The organism is Roseicitreum antarcticum, from assembly GCF_014681765.1.
GTDB classification, from domain to species: Bacteria; Pseudomonadota; Alphaproteobacteria; order Rhodobacterales; family Rhodobacteraceae; genus Roseicitreum; species Roseicitreum antarcticum.
The window spans coordinates 388,365-408,122 of the sequence record NZ_CP061502.1; the positions used below are offsets into that span (position 1 = coordinate 388,365).

The 19,758-nt window shown below is 63.3% G+C and carries 18 protein-coding genes and 3 pseudogenes; 12 read left to right on the forward strand and 9 right to left on the reverse strand.

Annotated elements, in window-relative coordinates; genetic code table 11:
* Positions 1–9 precede the first annotated feature (9 nt).
* The 6 genes from H9529_RS20320 to H9529_RS20345 are packed head-to-tail and all read left to right on the forward strand — an operon-like array spanning position 10 to position 6,942.
* Positions 10–1,734, forward strand: coding sequence for an ABC transporter permease (locus H9529_RS20320; RefSeq protein ID WP_092888359.1), 1,725 nt, complete (start codon positions 10–12; stop codon positions 1,732–1,734).
* A 35-nt stretch (positions 1,735–1,769) separates the two neighbouring features.
* Positions 1,770–2,777 (forward strand): ABC transporter substrate-binding protein, encoded by a 1,008-nt coding sequence (locus H9529_RS20325; protein ID WP_176847033.1) that lies wholly within the window; start codon positions 1,770–1,772, stop codon positions 2,775–2,777.
* 5 nt (positions 2,778–2,782) lie between these two features.
* Positions 2,783–3,928 (forward strand): ABC transporter ATP-binding protein, encoded by a 1,146-nt coding sequence (locus tag H9529_RS20330; protein WP_092888353.1) that lies wholly within the window; start codon positions 2,783–2,785, stop codon positions 3,926–3,928.
* A gap of 14 nt (positions 3,929–3,942) precedes the next feature.
* A complete protein-coding gene (locus H9529_RS20335) occupies positions 3,943–5,019 on the forward strand; it encodes a mandelate racemase/muconate lactonizing enzyme family protein (protein ID WP_092888350.1) in 1,077 nt (358 codons plus the stop codon).
* A 31-nt stretch (positions 5,020–5,050) separates the two neighbouring features.
* Entirely contained in the window at positions 5,051–5,944 is an 894-nt protein-coding gene (locus H9529_RS20340) for a dihydrodipicolinate synthase family protein (RefSeq protein ID WP_176847030.1), read from the forward strand.
* A gap of 5 nt (positions 5,945–5,949) precedes the next feature.
* Positions 5,950–6,942 (forward strand): NAD(P)-dependent oxidoreductase, encoded by a 993-nt coding sequence (locus tag H9529_RS20345; protein WP_092888344.1) that lies wholly within the window; start codon positions 5,950–5,952, stop codon positions 6,940–6,942.
* A gap of 82 nt (positions 6,943–7,024) precedes the next feature.
* On the opposite strand, the gene H9529_RS20350 is transcribed toward H9529_RS20345, so the two are convergent.
* Positions 7,025–7,798 (reverse strand): IclR family transcriptional regulator, encoded by a 774-nt coding sequence (locus H9529_RS20350; RefSeq protein ID WP_092888341.1) that lies wholly within the window; start codon positions 7,796–7,798, stop codon positions 7,025–7,027.
* A 218-nt stretch (positions 7,799–8,016) separates the two neighbouring features.
* Here H9529_RS20350 and H9529_RS20355 point away from each other — a divergent pair, with 218 nt between their 5' ends.
* From H9529_RS20355 to H9529_RS20365, 3 genes are read left to right on the forward strand one after another with little or no spacing between them, the layout of a single operon-like run.
* Positions 8,017–8,943: a dihydrodipicolinate synthase family protein gene (locus H9529_RS20355; RefSeq protein ID WP_092888338.1), complete on the forward strand. Its 927-nt coding sequence runs from the start codon at positions 8,017–8,019 to the stop codon at positions 8,941–8,943.
* 21 nt (positions 8,944–8,964) lie between these two features.
* Positions 8,965–9,963: a dihydroxyacetone kinase subunit DhaK gene (locus H9529_RS20360; RefSeq protein ID WP_092888335.1), complete on the forward strand. Its 999-nt coding sequence runs from the start codon at positions 8,965–8,967 to the stop codon at positions 9,961–9,963.
* Positions 9,964–9,965: 2 nt separating this feature from the next.
* A complete protein-coding gene (locus H9529_RS20365; RefSeq protein ID WP_092888332.1) occupies positions 9,966–10,583 on the forward strand; it encodes a dihydroxyacetone kinase subunit L in 618 nt (205 codons plus the stop codon).
* Positions 10,584–10,628: 45 nt separating this feature from the next.
* Here H9529_RS20365 and H9529_RS20370 read toward each other — a convergent pair.
* Positions 10,629–10,898, reverse strand: a pseudogene (locus H9529_RS20370) (transposase domain-containing protein); the annotation flags it as partial.
* Positions 10,899–10,908: 10 nt separating this feature from the next.
* Here H9529_RS20370 and H9529_RS20375 point away from each other — a divergent pair.
* Positions 10,909–11,106 (forward strand): annotated as a pseudogene (locus H9529_RS20375) (IS66 family transposase zinc-finger binding domain-containing protein); the annotation flags it as partial.
* Positions 11,107–11,192: 86 nt separating this feature from the next.
* Here the strand turns inward: H9529_RS20375 and H9529_RS20380 are convergent.
* From H9529_RS20380 to H9529_RS20410, 7 genes and pseudogenes are all read right to left on the reverse strand, one after another.
* Positions 11,193–11,558: pseudogene (locus tag H9529_RS20380) on the reverse strand (heavy metal translocating P-type ATPase); the annotation flags it as partial.
* Positions 11,555–12,550: an FAD:protein FMN transferase gene (locus tag H9529_RS20385; RefSeq protein ID WP_092888329.1), complete on the reverse strand. Its 996-nt coding sequence runs from the start codon at positions 12,548–12,550 to the stop codon at positions 11,555–11,557. The pseudogene H9529_RS20380 and the gene H9529_RS20385, both read right to left, overlap by 4 nt.
* Positions 12,531–14,735, reverse strand: a complete 2,205-nt coding sequence (locus H9529_RS20390; RefSeq protein WP_092888326.1) for a PepSY domain-containing protein — start codon at positions 14,733–14,735, stop codon at positions 12,531–12,533. Before H9529_RS20390 ends, H9529_RS20385 begins: the two co-directional genes overlap by 20 nt.
* An 11-nt stretch (positions 14,736–14,746) precedes the next feature.
* Positions 14,747–15,217 carry a DUF2271 domain-containing protein gene (locus H9529_RS20395; protein WP_092889168.1) on the reverse strand — a complete coding sequence of 157 codons (471 nt, stop codon included), beginning with the start codon at positions 15,215–15,217 and terminating at the stop codon, positions 14,747–14,749.
* Between the two features lie 44 nt (positions 15,218–15,261).
* Entirely contained in the window at positions 15,262–15,621 is a 360-nt protein-coding gene (locus H9529_RS20400; protein WP_092888323.1) for a hypothetical protein, read from the reverse strand.
* A 178-nt stretch (positions 15,622–15,799) separates the two neighbouring features.
* A complete protein-coding gene (locus tag H9529_RS20405) occupies positions 15,800–17,155 on the reverse strand; it encodes a ferredoxin reductase family protein (protein WP_092888320.1) in 1,356 nt (451 codons plus the stop codon).
* On the reverse strand, positions 17,148–17,471 hold the full coding sequence (locus H9529_RS20410) for a PepSY domain-containing protein (RefSeq protein WP_092888317.1): 324 nt from the start codon (positions 17,469–17,471) through the stop codon (positions 17,148–17,150). Before H9529_RS20410 ends, H9529_RS20405 begins: the two co-directional genes overlap by 8 nt.
* A 144-nt stretch (positions 17,472–17,615) precedes the next feature.
* On the opposite strand from H9529_RS20410, the gene H9529_RS20415 reads away from it, so the two are divergent.
* Positions 17,616–18,275 carry a response regulator transcription factor gene (locus H9529_RS20415; protein WP_092888314.1) on the forward strand — a complete coding sequence of 220 codons (660 nt, stop codon included), beginning with the start codon at positions 17,616–17,618 and terminating at the stop codon, positions 18,273–18,275.
* The gene (locus H9529_RS20420) at positions 18,272–19,639 is read left to right on the forward strand and encodes an ATP-binding protein (protein ID WP_092888311.1); all 1,368 of its coding nucleotides are present in this window, start codon (positions 18,272–18,274) and stop codon (positions 19,637–19,639) included. The genes H9529_RS20415 and H9529_RS20420 overlap by 4 nt, the downstream gene beginning before the upstream one ends.
* Positions 19,640–19,758 lie beyond the last annotated feature (119 nt).

Genomic DNA, 19,758 nt, shown 5'->3' on the forward strand with positions numbered 1-19,758 from the left:
GGTGCCGCAATGAGCATCGCTGCCGTCCCCGCGCCCGCCCCGGCACGGTTGCGCCGCGGCTGGAACTGGTCGCTGCTGGCCGCAATAGCGTCAGCAATCGCGCTGACCATCCTAATCGTACTGCCTGTCGGCACCATTTTACTGTCCAGCATCTACGAAGAAGGGCTCACCCTGTCAGCCTATGGCGATTTCGCCACCAACGGCAGGATGCTGACGGCAACGCTCAACAGCCTTGCCGTTGCCGGGGGGATCGCAATACTCAGCGTTGCGGTAGGCATGCCACTGGCGTTTGGCGTAGCGCGCACGCACATGCGGTTCAAGGGTCTGGTGCGCGTCACCATGATCCTGGCGTTGATCAGTCCCGAATTCCTGTTGGCCATGGGTTACATCCTGATGGCCGGGCCCAATGCAGGCTATGCCAACCTGTTGACGCGCAGCCTTCTGGACCTTCAGGTCAACACCGGACCTTTCGACATATTCTCGCTATGGGGCCTTGTGTTCACGGCTTTGCCAAATGGTGTGGCGTTTGTGTTTCTGGCTCTGACACCAGCCCTTGCGAATATGGACCCCGCGCTTGAAGAGGCCGCGCGGCTGAAAGGCGCATCCCCGCTACGCGCGGTCACCGACGTCACGTTGCCCCTGATGCGTCCGGCATTGCTGGCCGGGGCGCTGCTGGCGTTCGCCACGTCGCTCGCAATGTACGGCGCGCCAGAAATGCTGGGGATTGATGTGCTGACAGTGTCGATCCGTGAGGCAATGCTGGGGTTGGACTTTTCCGCAGCATCGGTCGCCGCCGTGACCCTTGTCGCGCTTTCCGCCGTGGCACTTGGCGTGCAACGTCTGCTGCTACGGCATGGCGAGAGATATCGTACCTTGGGCGGCAAGGCATTCGCGGCCAGGACGCTTGATCTGGGGATCGTGACACATATGCTGACAGCGCTGGGGGTTGCCTATGTCCTCATGGCGCTGGTTCTGCCCTATGGCACAATGATCGCCGTCAGCATGATGAAAAGCATCGGCAATGGTTTTGTGCCCGGCAACTGGACGCTGGAGAACTTTGTTGTGGTGTTGTCTGACACTTCAATCCGGAATGCGGTTGTTCTCAGCTTCACCCTGGCGGCGGCAAGTGCCAGCCTTGTGGTGGTGATCGGGGTGCTGACCTCTTACATCATCCTGCGAACCCGCTACCGCGCACGGTTTCTGCTGGATTACGTGTCTATCCTTCCACTTGCAGTACCCGGCACAGCCATCGGTTTCGCGTTGATCGTCGTATACCTGAACTGGCCGGGCAACCTGACCGGAATTTACGGCACGCCCGCGATCTTGCTGGTCGCCTATCTTGCGCGCTTCATTCCCATCGGCGTGCGGAACGGACAGACGGCATTACTTCAGATCGCCCCCGAACTGGAAGAGGCCGCGCGCGTGTTCGGCTCATCCGAAGCAGGCGCGCTCTTGCGGATCACCATTCCGCTGATGCTGCCGGTCATCATCTATACATGGTTGCTGGTCTTCATTCTGGCCATTCCAGAGCTCAGCGCATCGATCGTTTTGCGCGGCTTCGGGACGCAAACCATATCCACATCACTACTGGGGGTCTGGAACGGGAATGGGGGGTTGGCGGTCGCCTGCGCCTATGGCGTGTGCATCTTTGCCGTCGTGTCAGCCCTGTTCATGCTTGCGGCATTTGCCGGGCGGCGTTCGGCGGCGGTAAGCAACAGCCTCTTCGGAAAGTGAAAGAGGTTCAAATGTCATCAACAAGGGAGAGAGTGATGAAAACGAACGTAACTTTGGCCACATTGGCAATGATACTCGCTGCAGGTCATGCGGCGGCACAGGACGGCACACTGCGGATCTATTCGGCCTATCCTGACGAACACATGCGCGCGCTGGTGGAGGGCTTCGGCGCGGTGCATCCCGACGTCGAGGTGCTGGTGTCCGTGCAGCCGGGCGAACAACTGTTGTCCACACTGGAGCTGGAGCTGCGCGCCGGAAGCCCCCAGGCAGATGTCGTCGGGCTGAACCAGGCCTCTATCGGCGCTCTGCAACAATCGCATTCCGCCTTCGCTCAGTACACACCCGAAGGCTACGATGCCGTTCGCGCCGAGGTACGTGATGAAAGCGGCACCTCTGTTCCTGCTTGCGTGAACCTTTACCTGATCCAGTACAATACCAACAGCATCGACGCCGCCGATGCACCGACCCATTGGACCGGGTTGCTGGACCCCAAATGGGCCGATCAGATCGCACTGGCCGATCCTGCAAGCTCGCAATCCGTGCATTCGTTCATCTGGTTCATCTCGGAATACATGGCTGACAAGGGCGACGATTACGGCTGGAGCTACTTTGAAAAGCTGTCGGCCAACGCGCCCCGGCTGGAACGGTCGCACGGCACGATCCGCGATATGACAGCCGGTGGGGAACGTCCCATCGCGGTGCAATTGCTGGCAAACGGCCAAACCTCGGCCAACCGGGGCGACCCTACCAGCCTTGTCTGGCCTGCCGAAGGCTCCCCGGGTGAGATCTCGTCCTTCGCAATGTTTGAGGCTGCCGCGAACGCCCCAGCAGCACAGGCATGGCTGGATTACATCGTGTCGGCGGATGCGCAGGCACTGATGCCTGATGCCCTGGGCTGCGCGCCGGTTCGCAACGATGTCGCCTATACCTTCCCCGATGGTACGGCGGTTGGTGACGTGACGATCGTCCCGGTCGATTCAGAGTTCATCGCACGCGAGCGCGAAAGCCAGATTGATCGTTTCAACACCGCAATGGGACGCTGAAGGCCATGATGGCCAATCCTGTCGACAGCAATGTCGCGGAAACCGAAGGACAGGCGCAGGATTTGCGCCTGTCTGGTGTCCAGAAATCCTTTGGGGCGCTCAAGGCCGTGCATGGCATCGACATTGATGTGCCTGCGGGCAGCATGGTGTCGCTGATCGGGCCCAGTGGCTGCGGGAAGACCACCACCCTGCGCATGATTGCCGGGCTGGAGACGCTGAACGCAGGTCGGATCACAGTGGGCGGCGTTACCCTGTCGGGGGATGGCGTGACGGTGCCGCCCGAAAAGCGCGACATGGGCATGGTCTTTCAGTCCTATGCGCTCTGGCCACACATGAACGTCGCAGACAATGTCGGTTACGGCCTGCGCCGCAAGGGCTTGGGCCAGCAAGACGTGATCCAGCGCGTTGCCGAGGTGCTGGACATGGTCGGCATGTCTGACCTCGGCACCCGCTATCCCGGCCAGTTATCTGGCGGGCAGCAGCAACGGGTCGCTTTGGCGCGCGCAATCGCATCGCGGCCACGCATTCTTCTGTTTGATGAACCGCTCAGCAATCTCGATGCGGTGCTGCGTGAACAGATGCGCTTTGAAATCCGCAACCTTCAACAACGACTTGGGATCACCAGCGTCTATGTCACCCACAGCCAGGAAGAGGCGCTGGCACTTTCGGACCATATCGTGGTGATGAACGCCGGGCTGGTGGCGCAGGCCGGTTCCCCGACCGAGATCTATGACACCCCCCGCAACGCCTTTGTTGCGGGTTTCATCGGCCTGACCAACATCCTGACGCTGAACGGCCTGCACGACGATGGCGCAGGGTTGGCCGGCACCGGACCGGGAGGGACGCTGCTCCGTTCAGCATCCGGAGCCGTCGCCCGGCACCAGCAGGCGCAGACATGCCAGGTTTCGGTTCGCCCGTCAGAAATCCGCCTGATGCCGGCCGATGCGGCGATCCGCGACGGACAAAATCGTCTGTCGGGCACAGTTACTGCGACGGTATTCACCGGCGGAGTTGTCGACACTTTTGTCGCGGTGACAAGCAGCCCCGAAACCATAGTCCGTGTGCAATCTACGCCGCCTGTCCGGGCCAAGTCCGGTGATGCCGTCATCCTTGAATTTGACCCCGCGCGTACGGTCGCGCTTGAAGACTGAAACGGAGCATACCTATGACCATTCGTACCGCGCAAAGCTGGATTTTGCGGTTCCCCTCGAACCGGCTGGCGGCCGAACGCAGTGACGAGTTCTTTGAACTGATCGGCGTCACTGTCACCGATGCAAATGGTGAACAGGGGACGGGTTGGACCTTCACCTCTGATTACGGCGGCGGCGAGGCCATCAAGGCGTTGCTGGATGTCGTATTGCTGGGCCAGCTTATCGGGCGTGACGCCGATGAAGTCGAGGTCCTGAACGAAGAGCTCTTCCACCGCACCCACCGGCTGGGACATGGCATCGCCTCCATGGCCATCGCCGCCATCGACGTGGCCCTATGGGACTTGCGGTCGCGCAAGCGGGGCGTTTCGCTGGCCACAATGCTGGGCAAACGGCGCGACCGCGTGCCTGCCTATGGCAGCGGCAAGGCCAGTCCCTCGTTGCCGATTGACGATCTGATCGAAACCTCGGCAGGTTATATCGCGGAAGGGTTCGATGCAGTGAAAATCCGCGTCGGGCGAGAGCCTGACCGCGACGTAGAGCGCGTGCGCGCGGTGCGCAACGCCATCGGACCGGCACCGCGCATCCTATGCGACGCGAACGAACGCCTCAGCCTGCCCGCCGCGCTATGGCTGGGCAAGCAGCTTGGCGATCTGGATATCTACTGGTTTGAGGAACCCGTGCTGTCGCAGGATATTGAAGGCTACCGCCGTCTGCGCGCGCAGCTACCCATGGCAATCGCATCGGGCGAGCATTTCCATTCCCGCCGCGATTTCGCACCTTTTGTCTCTGCCGGCGCGCTGGATGTTCTGCAGCCCGACCTCTGTTTCGTCGGCGGTTTTACCGAGGCGCTGCGCATCGGCGAACTGGCGGATACCTTTGGCCTGGCCGTCGCACCGCATTTCATGACTGTGCTGCATATTCATCTGGCCGCAGCGCTGCCGCGCGCCACCTACGTGGAATACTATCCCTTCATGGATGATCTGATGGAACACGGCCTTACCGTCGAGGAAGGTCATATCCTGGTGCCTGACCGCTCCGGCCATGGCGTAACCTTCACACAAGATGCCTGGGATCGCTATCTCGTCCGCTGATTCAAGCCGCCCGTACACCCCCGAGGTAAACATGACAAAAACACCCGTTCTCCACGTTCCACTGGTCACACCGCTGACACCAGGGGGCACGCTGGACCTGCCGTCCCTTGCGCGACTGGCCCAAGATATGCTGTCTGAGGGTGCCGCAGGTGTCGTCCTCTTTGGCACATTGGGCGAGGCACAGTCGTTCTCTGTCGCCGAACGCAAGGCAGGTCTCGACGCCCTTCTGTCTGCCGGGATCGACCCTGAACAGATCATGGTGGGCATCGGTGCCGCCGCACTGCCCGACACGATCGAGCTTTCTCGTCATGCGCTGGGGTCAGGCTGCGCGCGCCAGTTGCTATTGCCACCGTTTTTCTTCAAGGGCGTCTCAGATGAGGGGCTCTTCCGCTTTATCGCGGCCACGGTCGAGGGCGCAGATGATCCCCGCCTGCGTCTGATGCTCTATGACATTCCGGGTCTTGTATCCGTTGCCATTTCGCAAGATGTAATCGCGCGGCTGACCGACCGCTTAGGTCCCGTCATCACGGGCCTGAAAGACAGCGTACCCGATTGGGCGCATGTGGAAAGCAGTATCCGAACATTCCCACACCTGGATGTCTTCGTCGGCAATGAGATTTTTTTGCCGCGCGCCATCAAGCTGGGTGGCGCAGGTGCCATTTCGGGCCTCGGCAATATCGCACCGCGCCAGATGTCGGCCCTTGTTGCGAGCAAAGGCGATGATGCACACCTTTTTTCAGCCGTCTGCACGCTTTATGATTGCATCGCACGCCATCCAGTTGTCCCGACAGTGAAGGCCCTGACTGCCCGCAGCCGCGAAGACGCGACTATGGCGGCAGTGCGCGCACCGCTCGACATGGTGAATCTTGACCAGATGCCCGAAGTCACCGCCGCCGCGGATGCCTTGCTTGCTATCGGCAGCTGAACCCGATGCAGCCCCCGCCTGATCTGCCGCCCTGCCGCATGGTGCGCGTGGTCCACTACGCGCGCACCGAACTGGCGGCGCAGCAGATCGCGCGGGCCATGCAGCGGGTGGACGTTGCCTATCATCGCATCGACAGTTTCGATGCGCTGCTTGACGCAATCCAAAACGCCGATCTGGTGCTTCTGACCGACCCGGGCCCGGCGATGGCGCAGCGTCTGTGCGCCGCGTTGGAAGCCGCCGCCCCGCGCCGCATTGCCCTGCATATCCTGTCGGCCGGGCGCGAGGGGTTTGCCCACTGGCACCCCCCCACGCATGTCACAATGTCATGGGTCGGCAGCGCGCTGGCAACAACAGTTGCAGAACATGCGCTTGCGCTGATCCTGAGCTTGCTGCGGGGCCTGCACCGGTTTGGCAAAGCCGCAGAATGGATCGACGACCGGGACTGCGCGCAACAGTTGCGCACGCTCGAAGGCGCGCAGTTGCTGATTATAGGCTGTGGACAAATCGGGCAGGAGGTGGCGCGCCGTGCCCGCCCCTTTGGCCCGCAGATCACCGGACTGAACCGCACGCCACCCGAAACCGATGCCTTCGACCGCGTCGCCCCCCTGTCCGCACTGAACGCCGAGGTGAGCGCGGCAGATGTCGTCGTGCTATGCCTGCCGCTGACCGCCGACACAAAAGGTTTGATCGGGCGCAGCGTGATCAGGAAGATGCGCCGCGGCGCTATCGTGATAAACGTCGGACGCGGCGGCCTTTTGGATGAAACGGCACTGGCCGAGGCTCTGGCCTCCGGGCATCTGAGCGGCGCGGGCCTTGACGTTTTCGCGAATGAACCGCTTTCACCAGACAGTCCGCTATGGCAGGCGCCCAATGCCCTCCTGACCCCGCATATTGCGGGTCTTGGCGGTCAGGGCGAAGCCCGCATCGCAGCGTCCGCCGAACGCGCGCTTGTCCGAATCCTGTCTGCCCCGCAGGACGGCCACAATGATACCAAGTAAGGCCAGATGCACAGCGCGCGGCGTCCTTTGCCAGTCTCTGCTACACCGTTGGCGGATGTCCGTCCCGCTTTTTCCATCAGATCTACATGCCGCCTTCAGCCCGATATCCCAGCTTCTGCGACACCGCCTGAGCGTGAAACCGCACCAGGTCGGCATAGGCCGAGATACGATCCGGCGTGAACCGGTCGGGGTGCCCACTGACACTGATCGCTGCAAACACTGCACCAGACACATTGCGGATCGGGGCACCGACACATTTTGTCGCGGGAACCAGCTCTTCATCGTCGATGGCAAAACCCCGGGCGCGAATAAGCGCCAGATCATCCTTCAGCGCCTGTGGGTCAGTGATCGTGTTGGGCGCGATGCGCGGCAGCCCCCGCCCAATGAAGCGGTCAATCGCCTCAGACGACTGGAATGCCAGCGCAACCTTGCCAGAGGCGGTCGCATGCGCGGGCGAAGATTCCAGCACGAACAATGTATTCACGCGAACCCCATCCGGGTCTGTGCGGTTGATGACGGTCGAGGATTTGCCGTCAAACACCGACAGATGCACGGTTTCGCCTGTGGCCCGCGTCAGCGCCTCAATGGTGGCGCTTGCCTCGCGGTGCAGTTCCATATTGGCCAGCACAGTCGTGCCAAGCTCGAACAGTTTCATGCCCAGCCGGTACTGATCTCGGTCGCGCCCCTGTTCGACAAGTCCCAGATCGCGCATGGTCCGCAATATCCGATGAACCGTGCCGCGGGGGATCGTGGTGCGCGCGGCGATGTCTGCCGCGGACAGCTTTCGATCTATCGTCGAGAAACAATCCAGGATCGCCATCATCTTGGCCAGGCTCTTGAGGTTGTCAGCGCTCATCGCTCCACCCGACATGCATTAGAGATTTTCAATCCGGCTACCCCCGCATTTGCGGACTGACATCGGCGCTTACTCTATTTGGCCAAGCACCGGGGAAATGCCAAGCCCCAAATATTGATATTCACATTGCGAACATATTGACCGGTATCCGAACATATGTAAAGTAGAGCACAAGAAGCCAGCCGCTTCGCCCCAACCTCGGTACAAAAGGACACGTCATGCCCAAACTTCTGACGAAAGAAGACATAGTCGGAATTTTCCCCCCGGTAGTTTCACCATTCACAAAGGACGAAGAGCTCGACCTCGACGCTCTACGGCGCGAAATCGACTACAACATCTCTTTGGGTGTGACGGGCGTTTGCGTCGGCGGATCGACAGGCGAAGGCCACGCACTGGATGCCGAAGACCTAGGCCATCTGGTCAAGACTGCGCAGGACACCGCCGCAGGCCGCGTGCCGGTCATGGCAGGCATCATCACCACATCAACCCGCGAGGCGGTGAAACGCGCCAAGGCAGCACGCGATGCAGGCGCCCAGTGCGTAATGGTGACGCCGCCCATCTACCAGATCTGCTCGGATGAGGGGATCTATGACTTCTACGCCACGATTCACAAGGAATCAGGCCTGCCCACGATGGTCTACAACGTGCTGACCTTCGCGCCGGTTACCGTCCCGCTGATGCAGCGCATGGCGGCGAACCAGCATGAAACTGGGTTGATCGCCACTAAGGAATCCATCGGCGGGTCGCTTGAAACGCTGACGGCGCTGCTGGATACCATCGGCGACCAGATTTCGGTGACCTGGGCGCATGATTGGTTACTCTATCCGGGGCTGGCTATCGGTGCGACAGGGTCTGTTTCGGGCGCGGCCGCGCTGTTGCCACGCCACTGCCTGGCGCTTTGGGACGCCGTTCAGACCGGCGATATCGCTTACGCCCAGCAACTGCACTTCGCCATAACCGATGTATGCAGCCAGATCAGCCGCTATAACTGGCCCGCTGGCGTCAAGGCCTGCATCAACATGCAAGATGGCCGAGATGTCGGTCCTTGCCGCGCGCCCTTCAACCGGGTGCCCGATGAGCAGCTGGAGCGTATCGCCGCCGCGCTGAAACGTGCCGATGCGATGACACTGCCGAAAGTAGCCTGATCCAATCGACAGAGGTGACCGATGAAAAAGATCCTGAACGATCCCTTCGCCTATGCGGACGAGACTTTGCAAGGATTGGTTCGCGCCTATCCCCAGTACTACCGACTGGTCGAGGGCACAACGCGCGTCATCGCGCGCGCCGAAACCCCAAAAAATGGCAAAGTGGGTATCGTTTCAGGGGGCGGGTCGGGCCACCTGCCCATCTTCACTGGCTATGTCGGTCCCGGTTTTCTGGACGCGGTGGCCAGTGGGGATGTGTTTGCATCGCCCTCGGCGGATGAGATGGCCACTGCAATAAGGGCGGCGGATACGGGCGCGGGCGTGTTGCGCCTCTATGGCAATTATGGCGGCGACGTAATGAATTTCGACATGGCCGGTGATCTTGCCGAAATGGACGGGATCACCTGCGCCACAGTGCTGCTGGCCGATGACGTTGCCAGCGCATCCTTGGCCGAGCGTGAGAAACGGCGCGGCGTCGCAGGCATGGTCCTTGCCTTCAAAATCGCAGGTGCCGCCGCCGAAGCGGGGCTGGACCTGGCAGGCGTGACCGAGGTCGCGCAGCGCGCAGCGGACGGATGCCGCACGATGGGCGTGGCGCTGTCCTCCTGCACCGTGCCGCAGGCGGGCAAGCCCACCTTCTCGCTGGGCGAGGATGAAATGGAAGTCGGCATGGGCATCCACGGCGAGCCCGGCGTGATGCGGGGCAAATTGCAAACTGCCAATCAAATTGCCGATGCGATGCTGGACCCGATCCTAGCAGACCTGAACCTCCCGCGCGGGGCACAAGTCGCGGTGCTGGTGAACAGTCTTGGGGCCACCCCAGTGGAAGAATTATTCATTCTGTATAACCGCATCGCAGATCGCCTTGAAGCGGAGGGTATCACGCCCACTCGCCGGATCGTCGGGCGCTACGCGACTTCGATGGAAATGGCGGGTGTTTCGCTCACGCTGCTGCCTTTGGACGACACGCTGGACGGATTTCTAGCCGCCCCGGCGGAGTGCGCGTTCTGGAAGGTGTGACCATGGGACTGACGACGCCCGCCCTTCGCCACGGCATCGCGGTGATCCGCACGCATCTGGAAGGCCAGCATGCCGCCCTGTCCGAACTTGACGGTCAGGTGGGCGATGGCGATCTGGGCATCACGTTGATCAAGGCTTTCCGCGAACTTGACGGCATCGCGCCAGATCTGCCGGAAGATCTGGGTCAGGCCTTCATGATGATGGCGTCAGCGGTCTCCAAGGTCTCCAGTTCCAGCTTCGGGACATTGCTCGCCACCAGCCTGATGAGCGCGGCGAAAGCCACCCGCGGCGAAACCGCGCTGGACTGGGCGACAGTACCGACCTTGATGGACGCCGCATGCGCGGCGATGTCGGCGCGCGGCAAGGCGCAATTGGGTGACAAGACAGTGCTCGACGCGCTGGACGCCGCCGCGCGGGAGGCCACGAAGGCCAGCGACCCCGACGCCATGGCGATTGCCGCAGTTAAGGGCATCAACGCGGCACTGGACACCTTCCGCGATCAACCCGCAAAGGTCGGTCGGGCGCGCATTTTCGGAGACAGGACTATCGGCCTCGACGACCCCGGCATGGTGGCCTTGCGGGAAATGGCGCATGCGTTGACGTGCTCGATCGCAGAATAAAGGTTCCGAACACATCGTAAGCGGTGGCTGGAGACGACGTCTATTTCAGTTTGATGGCGTGAAGTTCCAGGGCAGCAGATCGTCGATGCGGTTTTGGGGATACCCGGCAGCGATGGCCTCGAGTATGGCCTTGAGATAGGCGAAGGGTTCGACGCCATTGATCTTGCACGTTTCGATGAGCGACGCGATGCGACCCCAGGCTTTTCCGCCCTCGTCGTGACCCGCGAACAGAGCATTCTTGCGATTCAGCGCAATCGGGCGGATCAGATTTTCCACGCTGTTGGAATCGATCTCGACCCGGCCATCGGTCAGGAACCTGCCTTAACATTTGCCGCGCATCGAGCAGGTGGTCGAGCCCGATAGCCTGAGGTGCCCATGCGGCTGCGGGCAGATGCACAAGATCGGCGAGGATCGCACCGAGCGGTTGGACATCGTGCCGGCCCAGCTGCGCGTGATCGTCACCGTGCGCCCGAAATATGCCTGCCGCGCCTGCACAGATGGCGTCACCCAATCCGCGCCGCCGAAGTGCCCGCGTCAAGGCGGATCATGACGTCGCCAACCGCAATCTCGATCAGAGGCTCAACCGTGGTCGACCTGGCTTCCGACGATGGCGCCCCGGGGCACGCGGGACAGAAGGTCACTCATCTCGCGCCGGGCACGACCCTGTGCGAAGCTTTCGAGGAAGGTGCCGCCCGAATACATGAGCGCGACCACCGCCGCAGCCAGCGTCTCGCCGAACAGAAGTGCTGCCGACATCGACAGCGCCGCCACGATGTCGAGCCCGACTTCGCCCTTCCAGAGGCTGCGCACGATTTCGACGAAGAGCGCCGCAAGGACGGGAATGACACCTGCCGTCCACGCTATCGCGGCATAATCCAGCTGCCCCACCAGCCAGAATACAAGGCCGGACACCAGACCGAGCAAAGCAAAACCCAACAGGGCGACGTTCAGACGATCATGAAACAATGCTGTCATTTGGTGCTTATCCCGGCGTCAACCACGCGCTCGGGGCCTGGACGGGGTTCGAACAGCCGTCCAACTCGCGTTTCGCGAAGCAGATCGCCCTCACGATCAATGAAGAGAGCGCTCAGGTTGCTTCTACGCGCCAATTGCACGCCCTCCAAGCTTCCTTTCACCATGCACGCCGTAGCCCAGGCGTCAGCCTCGGCACATGTCAGCGCGACGACCGTGACCGAGGCTGGCGACGCGAGCACGGGCGCGCCGCGATCTGGGTCCATGGTGTGCGACAGGCGGCGGCCCTGAACCTCGACCCAGTGGCGATAGTCCCCTGATGTCGCCACGGCGGCGTCCTGAAGCGCCAGGATGGAATGGGGAGCGCGGCGATCCGCGTTTGGGGCCTCGACCGCGATGGTCCAGGCTTGCCCGTCGGGCCGAAGCCCGAGCGCGCGCATCTCGCCGTCGATGCCGACGAGTGCGTCGTCGATGCCATACGCCGCCAGCGTCTCGGCCAGCCGGTCGACGCCATACCCCTTCGCGATGCCGTTCAGGTCCAATGCAACCGGGGACGTTTTTCGGACAAGGCCGCTGCCCGCGTCGATCTCCAACGCTTGATGCGTTGGAACCCGGTCGGTCCTCATCGCGGTACGAATGCGGGCGGGTGTCGCCGCAAGAGGTCCGAAACCCCAGGCGGTCCCCACATCGCCCATGCCGATATCGAAGGCTCCGTCAGAGGCACGGCCGATCTCGAGCCCGAGTCGCAGAACCCGCCCGAGCCCATCCGGCACCGCCACCCACGCGCCCAACGGCGCCGCGTTCAGGCGCATGAGATTGCTGTCGGGCTTCCAGGTGGACATCTGCGCGTCCACCTCATCGACGGCGGCCTGCAGCGCTGCGCGAACCGGCGCCGGATCAAAACCAGCTTGCGCGAATAACAGCGCAGACCAGCGCGTGCCCATGGTTGGACCGTTCAGGGCATGGCGCATCGGTTCAGTACACATCTTCGACATAACGTCCCTCGGCTTTCAGCACTGCGGGCGAGAGCCCGGTGGGAGCAAGGATTTCAGCCAGCGCGTCGGCGACGCCCGCAGCCATGTCGCGCCCACCGCAGACCATCACCCGCGCGCCATCTCTGATCAGGCGGGCCACCTCGGCAGCCTCATTGCGAAGCGCGTCCTGGACGTAATGCGGCCGCGCCCCGCGCGAGACGGCGGTGACAAGCTGGGCCAGATGGCCCTCGTCCTGCCAGACGGGCATCTCTTCACCGTAGAGGAAGTCGCTGTCCGGGTGACGCATCCCGAAGAAGAGGTGGATGGGCCGCCGCCTGGAGTTACCGCGCACGAAACCCGCCAATGGGCCGATGCCGGTTCCGGCGCCGATCAGGATCAGCGGCGCTTGGCCTCGGCCCGGTTGGAACCCCGGATTGCGGCGCAGGAATGCGGTGACGGTCTGCCCGGGTTCCAGCGCGGTCAGTTGGCCGGAACACAGTCCGCCAGGCTGCTTCTTCACCACGATCTCGACGAACCCATCGCGGCGCGCGGAGGCGAGCGAGTAGAGGCGCGGCACGGAGCTCCCTTCGGGCATGATGCCGATCAGGTCGCCTGCGTCGAACCGGGCGAACCCGACCCCGACGAGCCGCCACCAGAGCGTCGCGCGCGGCAGGGCGAAGCGCAGGATCGCGGTCGGGGCCTGCACTTCTGCGCCGTAGTCTCGGCGCGAGACGAGGGTCAACGTCTCGGTTGCCGGGTGAACGGGCTGGTGGGACAGATCGAGATCGACCCCCATAGCGTCTCCGAGGGCGCGGCCCCAGCGGGCGAAGTCCTGCGGCGACTGACGGTCGATGGTGTCGATGGCCATGAGCTGCGGCCAGCCCTTCGCCTGCGCCGCTGCCGCGACAGCATTGGCGAAGGCGCAATAAGCCGGAAAGCTGCGGTCGCCGAAGCCGAGCACGGCCACCGGCGCGTCGGGTGCGTGGTCGGCTGCTGCCAGCCGGTCGAGAAAGCCCTTGGCCGAGGCAGGCGCCGCGCCGTCGCCATAGGTTGCGGCCAGCACGATGATCCGGTTGGCCGCGGCATAACGTTCCGGCGCGAAGGCGGACATGGGGGCTGCGTGCACTCTCTGCCCGGCGTTCGTCAGCGCGGCGTGGAGCGTCGCGGCGAAACCCCAAGTGCTGCCACCCTCGCTGCCGACGAGCAGGATCGTCTCGGCGCGTCCCGCGGGCTGATTGCCCCGGATGCGCGGCCGCCCCCTCCGACCCGCGAGCCAGACGAAAACGCCGGTCACGCCCATTGCCGGGACGCCGAGCGCCATCAGGCCCAGAACGAGGCCGAGCGTCGCCGCACCCTGTCCGGTGTGCAGCATGTAGATGGTCTCTGACACGCGTTCCCACCCGGTCAGGTCGGTCCAGGCCAGCAGCGCACCGGTGCCCTGATCGAGATACCCGGTCCCGCCGTCGGTCTTTAGCGTGAAGGCGTCCGTCGCATCGCCGGGATAGGGAAAGCTCAACTCCCGCAGCTCGGCGACGGGCGTCTCCACCAGAAGGAGCATCTGACCAGGTGCGAACCCAGTCTCGCCGCTCACCTCAACCGGCATGGCTGGCACGCCGCCACCGGGAAGCAGATCGAAGGTGGACGCCGTCATCCACAAAGCGGTGGTGGACGACAGGACAAGGCCGACCACCGCGATGCGGGCGATCTCGACATGCAGCCGGCCAGCAAGGGGTCCGCGCAGCCGCGCGAACCAGTGCCGCCAGCCTCCCACACGCCGGGTGACCAACAGGACACCCGAAAGCGCGAGGGTCAGCATCGCCGCGGCGCCCGCAGCCATGGCGATGCGCCCGCCATCGCCGAGGAACAGCGAGCGGTGCAGGTTGGTGAGCCAGCGTTGAGTCTGGTTGGGGTCGGCCGAGGCCACGCCCTGACCCGTGGCAGGGTCGATCACGGCGGCACCGGGCGTGCCTTGATCGAACCAGTAGGCCGTGATCCGGCCCGAGGGCGCGCGGCGGATCTGTTCAACGCCCGGATAGGCGCCCTGAATGCGTTCGGCGAGCGTTCCGACAGTCAGGCTCGTCGCTGCTTGCGGCGCGGTCAGGCGCTCGGCCGCCGGGAAGACCGACAACGCAGCGCCGCTGAGCGTCAGCACCGTGATGAGAGCCAAGGCCAGAAGACCCGGCCAGCGATGAAGAGCGCGGATCATGGCCTGTCTCCTCACATGTCGTAGGCGAAACTGGCGACATAGCGACGCCCGGTCACAGGCGTGCCCGCGCCGGTCGTCGTCAGCGGGACCGCTACCTCGTTGGGGCTGTCGCGCATGTCTTCGACGGCCGCGTCGATGTGCAGGGTGTATCCTGCATCGAACAGCGCATCGGCGAGATCGAGCGTGATCTCGAGCGTGCGGCCCGCGCCGACGCTGGCGCCGGTGATGCCGTTTACCTGCGCGGTGTCGCCGGAAGTGGCGCGGTACCAGTCGCTCAGGTGCTCGTAGTACTTCGACTTGTCTCCCGCCATCCACAGGCTGCCCATGTACGCGCCGGAGGCGTCGGTGACGTAGAGCGCGAGATAGGCTCCATCGCCACCGTAATTGTTAAGGGTCGTGGTGAGCGTCACCGGCCTTGCCATGGCGAGGCCGGGAAGCGTCAGCGCAGTGGTGAGCGCGAGCGTTGCGAGAAGAGATTTCAATTTCATCGGATCGGTCCTTGTTCGGAGAGTTGCTATGGGGCGGCTCAGTTCACCTGGACCTGCGGCGGGGCGCCGCTTCCGAAGAGACCATTCTGCGGGGGTGCAACTGTTCCAGCGGGCGCGGGATTGGGAGCGCCGCCGCGGCAGTCGTCATCGTCATCATCGTCGCAGTCTTCGTCGTCATCATCGTCGTCGTGATCACGCCGCGAGCCGTGGTTTTCCTCGTCGTCGTCATCGTCGTCGCTGGCGAGGATGAGGGGTAAGGACTGCGCTGCGTCCTGCAAGATCGCCGCGAAGGGCTGAGGGCTCCCATCGGGGGTGGCGTTCATCGCACTCCACGCGGTGGTGCCGATCACGGCGGTCAGCGCGGTGGAGGCGGCAAGAAGAGTGAGGGTCTTTCGCATCGGAGGGTCTCCTTTTCGTTTGATGAGACCGATATGCAGACCTGACCTGAGGCCTTCCTGACGGCCCTGCGATTCCTGCTTCAGCTTGCCGTCAGGAAAAAAACGCCCCGCCGATCTGGCGGGGCGAAAAGCTGGGTACGGGTGACGCATGGTTCGTGCAGAACTGATGGTCTGAGCGTTAGGCGAACTCGAAATGCTCGAAACGGACGCGTCGCGGCGTCTGGTCCAGCGCCTTCAGACCCTTCAGGATCCCGTCTTTCAGGCCCTTCGGGCCACAGAACCACAGATCGGCACCCCGGACCGCGAAGGGCACCATACCGGTCAGACGCTCGGCCGTCAGGCGTCCATCGCGCTCGGTCGCCACCACCTGATAGCTGAACCTCGGGTTGCGAGCTGCTGCCGCTTGCAGGATCTCCACCCCAATCTCCTCTTCGGGAGTGCGGACACAATAAACGAGGTGAATGTTTCGCCGCTCCGCCTCGGTCAGGCTTTCCGCCCACGCAAGGAACGGCGTGATGCCGATGCCGCCCGCAAGCCAGATCTGGCGCGCGCCACCCTTGCGGAAGTCGAACCGGCCATAGGGCCCCTCGACCTGCACGCTCATCCCGGTCCGAAGGGCGTCAGGCAAGCGCCGGGTCCAGCCACCCAGCCCCTTGATTGACAGGGTAAGCGCGCCGTCAGGGCGTGGGGCGCTGGCGATCGTGAACGGGTGCGGTTCGGAAAAACCCGCTTCCGGCGCGCGGAAGAAGGCGAACTGCCCAGGCCGCCAGCGCATGGCCCGCCCATTGGGGCTGAGCGTCAACGCGGTGGTGTCGCCATGTCGGCTGATGTCGCTGACCGTGTACTCCCTGCGCCGCAGGCGCGGTGCGACGAATTCGGTATGCAACCAGGCGATCACTCCACCGAGCCCGAACGTGTTCAGCATCACCGACAGCGACGGATCGACCCCGGTCGGCATGTCGACGAAGAACTGATGGAACACGATGACGGAGAAAAGGACGCCCATGAACCGATGGCTGAAACGCCAGATCTGATAAGGGATCTCCAGTGGAATGAACGGCAAGCGCCGGAACCAGCTGATCGCGATCAGCACGAGTAGCGCATTGAAGGCGAACTCCCCTGCCTCCTCGGCCAGCTCCCCCAGCCCGGTCTCGCGCACCGTCCGCTCGAAATCGGGCTCGATCTGCTGGTGCAGGATCATCAGGACCATCGCTGAAATACCCAACCACTTGTGGACCCGGTACATGCGGTCGAGCCCACCGAATAACGGCTCCAACAGACGCGGTCGTGCGGCGAGGATCAGGGTCTGGCTCATGGCGACCACCGCCGCCGCCCCGACGGCAATCCCGATGGCCGCATCTGAACCGTAGGAAGCATACGTAGTGAAGCCGAGCAGCCCCGCCAGAACGCAAAGCGAGGCGACCAGCAAGGGGCCAGACAGATTTAGAACTTTGCCAACAGCAGTGGTCCAACAAATTGACGACTGGACTGGCCCCAAGGTGACGTTCTTTGCGAGCTGCGCCAGATCAGTCATCGCTTCGCTGCTCCCGATCCCTGCGAGAGCGATCGTCTTCGTCCTCATCGTCTTCGTATTCGAACTCGATAACTTCCAGCGTGGCAGGATGAACCGTCACCTCGATCCGGCGCCCCTCGGCATCCCGGCCGTCGATCTCGTAGCAGCCGTCGTCGATCTTGATGCGGCGCACAGACCAACCGTTGTCTTCGGCGAGGCGCTGAACGGCATCCCTCGGCTGCCAGTCCGCCATGGGCACGAAGCAGTCGTCATCGGCAAGCGCTAACCCCGCCGGGAAGACCGCGAGAAAGCCGAGAATTGTCAATGTCTTCTTCATGGGGCAAACTCCTGCTGGCACGCCTCTTGATGCAACATATGCGCGGCGAAGCTGACGGGAGCCTGAAGCTCGGAGCCCGGCGGTGTCAGCTTTGCGTCAGCCAGACAAGTCATGGAGGGTCATCGGGAAAGGATCGGGACCAACATGCGCATTCTGCTGATCGAGGACGACACGGTTCTGGGCGCTGCCGTGCGCGACCAGATCGCAGGCGACGGTCAGTCGGTAGACTGGGTCACGCGGCTTGATGCGGCGGGAGATGCCATGGCCGGTGCCGCTTACGATCTCGTGCTGCTCGACCTGATGCTGCCCGATGGCCGCGGCATCGGCTTTCTCAAGACCCTGCGCGCGCGCGGCGACGTGACACCCGTGATCATCCTGACCGCGCTCGACCAGGTGTCGGACCGGATCGATGGATTGAATGCCGGGGCCGACGACTACCTCGTGAAGCCGTTCGACCTGTCGGAACTGTCGGCGCGCATCGGCTCGGTTGCCCGGCGCTACACCGGCAATCCTAACCCGATCATCAGCCATGGCGCGCTGGAGATCGACCTTGCCGCGCGCAGCATTCATCGTGATGGCAAGCCGGTCGCGCTGACCGCACGCGAGTGGGCGCTGTTCGAGGCGCTTCTGTCCCGCCCAGGGCAGCTTCTGTCGAAGGCGCAGCTGGAAGAGAAACTCTACGCCTTCGACTCCGAGGTGGAGAGCAACACCATCGAGGTCCATGTCAGCCGCCTGCGCAAGAAGCTCGGGCCACGATTCATCGAGACCGAGCGCGGCATGGGTTACCGCTTAGGCAAGCCATGAGGTGGCCCGCGAGCCTTCAGGCCCGGCTCGGATTGTTCCTTGGCATTCTGTTGACCGTGCTGTGGATCGCTGCCGCCTCCGTGACGGCTTTGATCCTGCGGGGTGAGATGGACGAGGTCTTTGACTCCGCGCTGCAGGAGACTGCGCAGCGCCTGTTGCCGCTGGCCGTCGTGGATATCGTCGGGCGCGAAGAGGATGGGCTCACGCAGCGGCTCGGCGTCATCCGCGAGCATGACGAGCTCTTCACCTACATCGTGCGTGACGCCGAAGGGCGCATCCTGCTTCAGTCGCACACTGCGGACATGGCGGTTTTTCCGGCCTACGACGGTCCGGGCTTCCGCCTGACCGCAACCCACCGCCTTTACAACGAAGACGCGCTCCAGGGGACGATCAGGATCACGGTCGCGGAACCCTTGGAGCACCGCGGCTCCGTCGCGCGCGAGATACGGATGGGTCTTGGGCTACCCCTGCTGATCGTGGTGCCCCTGGCGTTGCTGTCCATCGTTTTCGCCGTAAAGGCGAGCCTCGCACCCCTTCGACGCTTCGGCGAACGACTGGATGCGCGCAATGCCCGGGACCTGTCACCCGTTCCAGGCGGTGACATTCCATCCGAAATCGCTCCTGTGGCAGCCACCCTGAACAGGCTGCTCGACCGGCTGAAGGCCGCCTTTGATGCCGAACGAAGCTTTGCCGCGAACGCCGCGCATGAGCTGCGCACGCCCTTGGCCGGCGCCATCGCGCAGGCTCAGCGCCTGCAGTCGGAAACTGGCGACATGGCCGCCAGGGCGCGGGCGGCCGAAATAGAAGCCACTCTCAAGCGACTGACCCGGCTGTCCGAACGCCTGATGCAACTCGCGCGGGCCGAAGGCGGACAGCTTCGCTTGGATCGATGCTCCGATCTCAGGATCGTTGCGCGACTGGTGGTCGAGGATGTCGCCCGAACTGGATCGCCTGGCCGCATCTTGTTGACGCTGCCAGAGGCACCGGTGATGTCGGACCTCGATCCCGACGCGTTCGGGATCCTGTGTCGAAACCTCGTGGAGAACGCTCTGCGTCATGGCTCGGACGCGGCCCCGGTCGATGTGACCTTGACGCGGGATGGCCAGTTGATCGTCGCGAACGACGGGCCCGTCCTGCGACCTGAAACTCTGGACCGTCTCACAGCCCGCTTCGAGCGCGCGGGCGCAAGTGGAGATGGCAGCGGGCTGGGTCTCGCGATTGTCGCCGCCATCGCGGATCGCATCGAAAGCCCGCTGGTTCTGAGATCCCCGCGTCCCGGCGCTGCTTCGGGTTTTGAAGCGTCCGTCAAACTGCCTATAGACGATTCCATTGCTTCGTCGCGGTCAGGCCTGTCCAAACACTGAACATCTGCGAACAGGCAAGGCACCTACCGATTTCGATTTTGAAGCTCAGCAGCTTCGCGCTTGGTCGCGCATCACAGCGTAGTCGCTCAGCATCTCGCTAATGGCCGAACCATGCGGCA

Coding starts and splice junctions, on each gene's coding strand:
- H9529_RS20350 (WP_092888341.1), bottom strand. CDS start 7,798: ATGAGCGCTGACAACCTCAAGAGCCTGGCCAAGATGATGGCGATCCTG.
- H9529_RS20400 (WP_092888323.1), bottom strand. CDS start 15,621: ATGCGAAAGACCCTCACTCTTCTTGCCGCCTCCACCGCGCTGACCGCC.
- H9529_RS20355 (WP_092888338.1), top strand. CDS start 8,017: ATGCCCAAACTTCTGACGAAAGAAGACATAGTCGGAATTTTCCCCCCG.
- H9529_RS20360 (WP_092888335.1), top strand. CDS start 8,965: ATGAAAAAGATCCTGAACGATCCCTTCGCCTATGCGGACGAGACTTTG.
- H9529_RS20320 (WP_092888359.1), top strand. CDS start 10: ATGAGCATCGCTGCCGTCCCCGCGCCCGCCCCGGCACGGTTGCGCCGC.
- H9529_RS20340 (WP_176847030.1), top strand. CDS start 5,051: ATGACAAAAACACCCGTTCTCCACGTTCCACTGGTCACACCGCTGACA.
- H9529_RS20335 (WP_092888350.1), top strand. CDS start 3,943: ATGACCATTCGTACCGCGCAAAGCTGGATTTTGCGGTTCCCCTCGAAC.
- H9529_RS20410 (WP_092888317.1), bottom strand. CDS start 17,471: ATGAAGAAGACATTGACAATTCTCGGCTTTCTCGCGGTCTTCCCGGCG.
- H9529_RS20325 (WP_176847033.1), top strand. CDS start 1,770: ATGAAAACGAACGTAACTTTGGCCACATTGGCAATGATACTCGCTGCA.
- H9529_RS20345 (WP_092888344.1), top strand. CDS start 5,950: ATGCAGCCCCCGCCTGATCTGCCGCCCTGCCGCATGGTGCGCGTGGTC.
- H9529_RS20405 (WP_092888320.1), bottom strand. CDS start 17,155: ATGACTGATCTGGCGCAGCTCGCAAAGAACGTCACCTTGGGGCCAGTC.
- H9529_RS20330 (WP_092888353.1), top strand. CDS start 2,783: ATGATGGCCAATCCTGTCGACAGCAATGTCGCGGAAACCGAAGGACAG.
- H9529_RS20390 (WP_092888326.1), bottom strand. CDS start 14,735: ATGATCCGCGCTCTTCATCGCTGGCCGGGTCTTCTGGCCTTGGCTCTC.
- H9529_RS20365 (WP_092888332.1), top strand. CDS start 9,966: ATGGGACTGACGACGCCCGCCCTTCGCCACGGCATCGCGGTGATCCGC.
- H9529_RS20415 (WP_092888314.1), top strand. CDS start 17,616: ATGCGCATTCTGCTGATCGAGGACGACACGGTTCTGGGCGCTGCCGTG.
- H9529_RS20385 (WP_092888329.1), bottom strand. CDS start 12,550: ATGTCGAAGATGTGTACTGAACCGATGCGCCATGCCCTGAACGGTCCA.
- H9529_RS20420 (WP_092888311.1), top strand. CDS start 18,272: ATGAGGTGGCCCGCGAGCCTTCAGGCCCGGCTCGGATTGTTCCTTGGC.